A 6,174-nucleotide genomic window follows, 5' to 3' on the forward strand; every position below is an offset into this window, starting at 1 on the left:
TGCGGTGACGAGCAGGCCTCACGGCGACCCCTACACCGGCGGCCGGGTGTCCCATCCCGACCCGGCCGGCGGCTCCGAGCCCGGCCCATAACCCGCCGCCCATATCGTCCGCAGTGGCTTGCCGTGTGGGCAGGTCCCCGTCTCGGGGATCGGCTCCACGCTGCCCGTGGCGTGCAACTGGGCGCCGCGACGGCGACGGCACTTGTTGCAGGCCACCAGAGCCAGCATTGGGACGACCGGCGTCTCGCCGGGCGTCGGGTCGTCCGCCATTACTTCTTCTTGACCTTCCCGCCGCCGGCGCAGGCGCTGCACTTCCGTTCCTGTGTGCCGCTGAAGTTGCCTTCTTCGTCCGTCTCAACCCTGTCGAAGATGACCTTTCCGGTGCCGTTGCACGTCGGGCAGTCGGCGAATTCAACTTCGCTGACGTTCGTCTTTGCGGTGGCATCCTTACCGCCACGTTTGACGCCGTCTCGGCCGGTGCTCGCGCCGCCGCCGGTGCTGCCCCGCTTGTTCCACGCCATTGCACGCACCTTCCGTGTTCGTTAGGTTGCGGACCTAGGGTAAACCGGTGCTCGTCCAGTTACAGCGCCTGGCACCCACCGCAGTGGAGAGAACGCGGTGAGTGCCCGAGATGATGCGGATCGGCTCAGAAGCGCATTTCGCCGTGTTCGACGCCGTCGACGAACGCGGCCCACTCGGCGCGGGAGAACGACAGCACAGGCCCGTCCGGGCTCTTGGAGTCGCGGACGACAACCCCGCCGTCGTGCGCTGCTGCTTCGACGCACATGCCCCCGGCGCCGTTGGAGAAGCTGGACGTCGTCCAGGTGACGGCGTCGGGCTCGAAGCCAGTGAGGTCGGGCTTGCGGGTGCGGTTCTCGGAACATGGGTGATCCTTTCGGTGGTGGGTGTTGATGCACGCGCCGGCCCTACTCCGCGCCTCTTCTGACGAGGGAGGAGGCGGGCCAGTACCGGGCGCCCGGTACGGAGAGGTGTGGCGGGATGCCCGGCGGCTGGCGCTGACCCCGGCGGAGTTCGCCTCCCCACTTGCCACGTGCATCGTCGGTCCGGATGAGGCCGCGCGGCTCCGGATCGCCACCGCGTTGCGGCTGGACAACTCGACGGACCCGTCGTGATCGTGTCCACGCCATGTCCATGGACACTCGCGAGTGGTCGGGAACGGCCGGGAACTCATACCGAGTGTATTTGATCACTAATACGAACCGGATCATGCCGTCTACCAGCGGTTCTTGCTGGTTAGAGCGGAGGGCGTGGGATTCGAACCCACGAGGAGCGTTGCCACCCCTAGCGGTTTTCAAGCGGGCTTGCCGCCCCCGCAGATCATGGCGTTGACCAGCGTAAACAGGGATGTGTTCAAGCGGTGACACCACATCCGCCCGTCATCCGCCCGCGCAGCGCCGATTCGCTCTCGCCGCCATAGATGAAGGATGGGCGGGTTCCGGTCGGGGCGCGACAGCGCCGTCAGCATCCCGGCTCGTCGTTCGGATCCGAAGATGAGCCGAGCATGAAGATCGCCGTGTCCACGCGCTTCGGGTCGTAGAACGCCTCGCCGCCGTTGCTCTCGTCGCTACTGAAGCTGACGAGGACCTGCCCGCTGCCTACATGGAGACGGGCCAGGGTGGGGCTGATGAACTCCGACTGCTGGCAGGTGTCGTGGGTTCGGGTCCACAGCACCCGAGCGTCGCTGGGCAGCTCGGCGAGCACCCGGGTATTCGCCACGCTGATCGGCACAAACGGCAAACGCATGTCGTAGAAGCTCACCCAGTCGTCTATGTAGTTCACAGCGTAGTAGGTATCGAAAGGCAGGCCGTCGTCTCCCAGCCCGAGCGTCCGATCCGGGTTGTAGCAACAGTTGACCGGGGTGTTGCCGTGGGTGTCCATCGTGTGGTAGGCGTTCCAGTCGGCCTGCGTGGCACCAAACCCGGGAAGATGCTCCGCCGGGGATGCCGGCGGCGGCGCTGGTACGGATGGCGGCGTGGTTGGTACAGGCATCGTCGGGGCTGCACTGGTTTGGATCGGCGCCGATATCGGTGTCGTTGACACGGGCACCGGCGGCAGTGCCGAGATGGCCGGTAAGGCGCTCGGCGAGGCTGTCATAGTGCTGCCGCTGGCGGTCTGGGTCGTCATCGGCGCCGGCAGTACGGCCCCGATCGCAGCCAGGGACAGGAAGACACCTACCGCGCCTGCGATGACAGCCTTCCTGGGATTGCGACGGATCCAAACGGCTGCCCGGTCTCGGGACGGTCGTGCGGACCGCGGGGGTGGGCGGTGCCGGTTTCCACCGCCCGGCGGCTGCCACGGCGATACGCCCTGATCCCCCATGAATCCCCCTTTCAGTATGCAGTGGGGGCAGCCTACGAGACCCCTGAAAATCTTGATTGTGGGGTCTCGTCGATGGATGCGAACCACGTGTCTCGCGGCTGGCGCATCAATGACAGCAAAGCGGTAGAGGCAACGCGCTACACGACCGCTGGCGGGCGTACGGGTAGGTCGTGGTCGCCCCGAACACGGTGGGGTCGCCGGCCGCGATGCGCCGGCGGGTGTCATCAATCTCGGTCTGCACTTCGGGGTTGAGGCACAGCAGGGCTTCGGTCCACCAGACTCGCAGCACCCGGTCGAGCGGTGCCATGTCCAAGGTGTCCGCCACGGTGGCCAGTGCCGTGCGGAAGTCGGTGTCGAACGCCGGCTGTAGGTCAGCCGGCAGGGCAGCCCGGATCGCAGCTGGAGTCTTGTCAACACGCCGAACATGTGCGCTCCGTGCATCGACCCGCACGCCCGCTTCGCTCATGAGAGCGATTTTCCCACCGCGCCAAGGACGACACCCGGCCGGTGCCAAGCGCCCGGTACGGAGATGTGCGGCAGGACGTCCGGCCAGACTGCGGTATCCACGGCTGGCGAGCCGTGCCACAGCCTTTTGCCAATCCAGCGCGTACCTGCTCAGCCGGCGCCCGAGTAGCTGGATCTTTCCTGAGCATCAGCTGTGGCATCGCCGCCAACAACGGCGGTGCATACTGCCATGATCAGACCGCGTGCCAGCGGGCGCGGTCAGGGCTGGCGGCAGTGGTTCCGCAGACCATGGGCGTACCTCGGTCGGTGACCCCGGTAGCGCCTTCCGGGGCGCAGAAGGCGCCGGGGTGTACGACATTCGGACCGGACTGGGCCCGTGGAGCACTGGCCGGCGCTGGCGGCGGTACTGGCGAGTGGCTGGGCGCGGGCTGTTGGGCGTGCTGCGCCTGCGCCAGCTGCGACTGCACCGCGGTGGTGTGATGCTGCGTCGCGGCCGGGGTGGGCGCCGACTTGGGTGGAACGACCGGCGCTGTAGCGGTTCGAATCGGTGCCAGCGTCGGACTCGCCGGCGCCACCAGTGAAGCACTCGGCGAGGCAGTCACGGTGACGCCGCTGGCGGTTGGTGTCGTTTTCGGTGCCGGCAGTACGGCACCGATCGCGGCCAGAAGGAAGAAGACGCCGATCACGCCGCCGACGGCGGACTTCCAGGGGTTGCGACGGATCCAGGCGGACGCCTGCCTTTGTGGCGGTCGCGGCTGCGGTCGGTGCTGGTTGCGACGGCCCGACGGCTGCCACGGCGGTAAGCCCTGATTCCCCACGATCCCCCCAGAGCCGTTAACGGTGGGGGCATCGTAGGGCGGTTGCTGTGCATGCCAGTCGCCGGGGCGCGATAACCGATATGCCCGACAGGCTGGACCTGGCGATGGCTTCCTACGGCTGGGACGACGCGGTCGAAGACGAATGACGCATCGACGCGGATCCGATCTCTGACGGCAATTTCGCCGCCGCGTTCCCCTGGGCGTGGTTCACCTGCTCCTGTATCAGTCTTTGCGCATTGGTAAGGTCCGCTTCGTATAGCCAGGCGTTGGTGAGATTCACGCACTTTAGGTAGGTTTTGGTAATATTTGCTTCGTTAAGCCGGGAATTAGTAGATAGCCCACGTGCAGGTGCCCCGATCGGACCATCGGCCGGGGCACCTGCACGCTGACGCCCGGTCTGTATGGCTCCTACTACGATCCGCAACCCATCGTCCGGACCCGTGTTGCGTGGCGAAACGGACCGCGGTCTCCCCATGCGCTCAGGCCGCCTAAAGTTGACCTTGCCGGCTCCGGAAAGGTCAACTTTGCTGTTTCCTGGTACCGGGAAGCGACCTGCATCGGCGTGTTCTGGTCCAACCGGCGATCGGAGCGCGGCCCTTGATGAGTCCGCGGTGGTTCGTAAAGAGGAACGGCCCGACGTTGCCACTGCGGGCAACGTCGAGCCGCAGAGTCGGTGGCCACCTCGCAGGGTCGGGAACGCCTACCGGCTCCTTTTGCACCTTGGCAACAGGCCCAGCGGCACGACGAGCCGGACCGTTCAAGCGCCCGCCCGGGCCACACCGCCTCTGCTCCTCGACGCCGGCAGACCGGCACGCCGTCCCTCGCGACGTCTGACCTCAGTCCGTCACCGATCGCAGGCGGGCGTGATCTGCAGCGTGGCACGTCATGCCCACAGCCTCGGGCGACTCCTCCCAACGCTATCGTCGGCGCGTGGTGCACCAAGGTCTCTTTGAGCTCGACTCCCTGCCCCTATCCGACTCGCTACAGATGGCGATCGAGCATGGAGAGGTGTTCACCCGGCACTGGGTCGTCGAATTGATCTTGGACTGGATTGGCTACACGCCAGACAGGGACCTCGCCAATACCGTGATCGTGGAGCCCGCGTGCGGTGCCGGAGCCTTTGTCGGGCCGATACTTCAACGACTGACCGCCTCATGCCAAGTCCACGGCCGCTCGCTGCTCGACACTGCCGACGCCGTGCGTGCCTTCGACCTCCTCGACCGCAACGTGAGATCGAGCCGGGATCTCGCGATCCGGCTCATGGCCGACCGAGGCTGGGACGCCCCGAGCGCCGAGAAGCTGGCTGAGACGTGGATCCGTCAGGGGGACTTCCTTCTTCAGGACGAGTATCGAAACGCCGACTTTGTCGTTGGAAACCCGCCGTACATCCGCCTTGAGGACGTCCCCGACGTCCGTATGAATGCCTATCGGGCGGCATGCCCCACGATGGGTGGGCGCGCGGATATCTACGTCGGCTTCTACGAAGTCGGCTTGAAGATTCTGAAGCCTGGCGGGAGACTCGGCTTCATCTGCGCGGACCGCTGGATGCGAAACCAGTACGGGAGCCAGTTACGCGAGCTCGTCAGCCGCGCCTTCAACGTCGAATTCGTCCTCACCATGCACGACGTGGACGTCTTCCTCGAAGCGGTCTCCGCTTACCCGGCCATCACGATTATCCAAAGCGCACCCCAAGGGCCGGCCGTCGCCGCTGATACGACGTCCTCCTTCGACGCTACTGAGGCCGCGTCTCTACAGAACTGGGCGGGGACGGAGGGGGAGACCTCCGTCCGTACTCCGACGTTCCATGCCGCACGCCTTCCCCACTGGTTTTCTGGCACGGACTCTTGGCCCGCAGCCTCACCCGCGCGGCTCGCTATGCTAGAAGACCTCAACGATCGGTTTCCCTATCTTGAGGACGACTCGACTGGGACTCGTGTAGGCATTGGGGTCGCCACGGGTGCGGACAGCGTGTTCATCACCAACGAGTCGGAACGTGTGGACATCGAGGGCGACCGCCTACTCCCCTTGGCCATGGTTCGCGACATCACAGGCGGTTCGTTCATTTGGACAGGCACACACCTCATTAACCCCTGGAACGTCGACGGGCGACTGGTCGATCTCGCCGAGTACCCTCGCCTCGACCGGTATTTCCGTCAGCATAGTGGCCAGCTGCGCGCGCGCCACATCGCTAGGAAGCAGCCGACTCGCTGGTACAAGACCATCGACAAGGTCGACCACCGGCTCGTCGAGAGGCCGAAGCTCCTCTTTCCGGATATGAAAGCCACCATCCACCCGGTCCTAGATCGAGGTGGATTCTACCCCCATCACAACCTCTACTACATCGTCTCGGATGCATGGGACCTGAGGGTTCTCGGTGGGCTCCTGCTTTCACGAGTAGCCGAAGCATTCATCTCGGCATATGGGGTCAAGATGCGTGGCGGAACCCTACGATTCCAAGCCCAGTACCTCCGCCGAATCCGAGTACCTCGCCACGACCTGATCAACGATGCGAATCGTACGGCGCTGCGCGACGCATTCGATCGTCGCGACC

General features: G+C 65.5%; 7 protein-coding genes. 2 read left to right on the top strand and 5 right to left on the bottom strand.

What is annotated here, in order from left to right; genetic code table 11:
• Positions 1-269: 269 nt before the first annotated feature.
• Together U9980_RS19480 and U9980_RS19485 are read right to left on the bottom strand one after the other, a co-directional pair.
• Positions 270-521: a hypothetical protein gene (locus U9980_RS19480; RefSeq protein ID WP_322751614.1), complete on the bottom strand. Its 252-nt coding sequence runs from the start codon at positions 519-521 to the stop codon at positions 270-272.
• A gap of 125 nt (positions 522-646) precedes the next feature.
• Positions 647-913 carry a DUF397 domain-containing protein gene (locus U9980_RS19485; RefSeq protein ID WP_322769237.1) on the bottom strand — a complete coding sequence of 89 codons (267 nt, stop codon included), beginning with the start codon at positions 911-913 and terminating at the stop codon, positions 647-649.
• Here U9980_RS19485 and U9980_RS19490 point away from each other — a divergent pair.
• The gene (locus U9980_RS19490) at positions 912-1,133 is read left to right on the top strand and encodes a hypothetical protein (RefSeq protein WP_322769238.1); all 222 of its coding nucleotides are present in this window, start codon (positions 912-914) and stop codon (positions 1,131-1,133) included. The genes U9980_RS19485 and U9980_RS19490 overlap by 2 nt on opposite strands.
• Before the next feature lie 346 nt (positions 1,134-1,479).
• Here the strand turns inward: U9980_RS19490 and U9980_RS19495 are convergent, their stop codons facing one another.
• The 3 genes from U9980_RS19495 to U9980_RS28650 form a co-directional block, all read right to left on the bottom strand.
• On the bottom strand, positions 1,480-2,010 hold the full coding sequence (locus tag U9980_RS19495) for a hypothetical protein (RefSeq protein WP_322769234.1): 531 nt from the start codon (positions 2,008-2,010) through the stop codon (positions 1,480-1,482).
• 436 nt (positions 2,011-2,446) lie between these two features.
• The gene (locus U9980_RS19500) at positions 2,447-2,806 is read right to left on the bottom strand and encodes a DUF6247 family protein (protein WP_322769235.1); all 360 of its coding nucleotides are present in this window, start codon (positions 2,804-2,806) and stop codon (positions 2,447-2,449) included.
• A gap of 929 nt (positions 2,807-3,735) precedes the next feature.
• The gene (locus U9980_RS28650; RefSeq protein WP_416210328.1) at positions 3,736-4,098 is read right to left on the bottom strand and encodes a pentapeptide repeat-containing protein; all 363 of its coding nucleotides are present in this window, start codon (positions 4,096-4,098) and stop codon (positions 3,736-3,738) included.
• Between the two features lie 512 nt (positions 4,099-4,610).
• Here U9980_RS28650 and U9980_RS19505 point away from each other — a divergent pair.
• On the top strand, positions 4,611-6,174 hold a 1,564-nt coding region (locus U9980_RS19505; protein ID WP_322769236.1), incomplete at its 3' end, for an Eco57I restriction-modification methylase domain-containing protein.

This window comes from Protofrankia sp. Cr1 (assembly GCF_963555865.1).
Classification (GTDB): Bacteria; Actinomycetota; Actinomycetes; order Frankiales; family Frankiaceae; genus Protofrankia.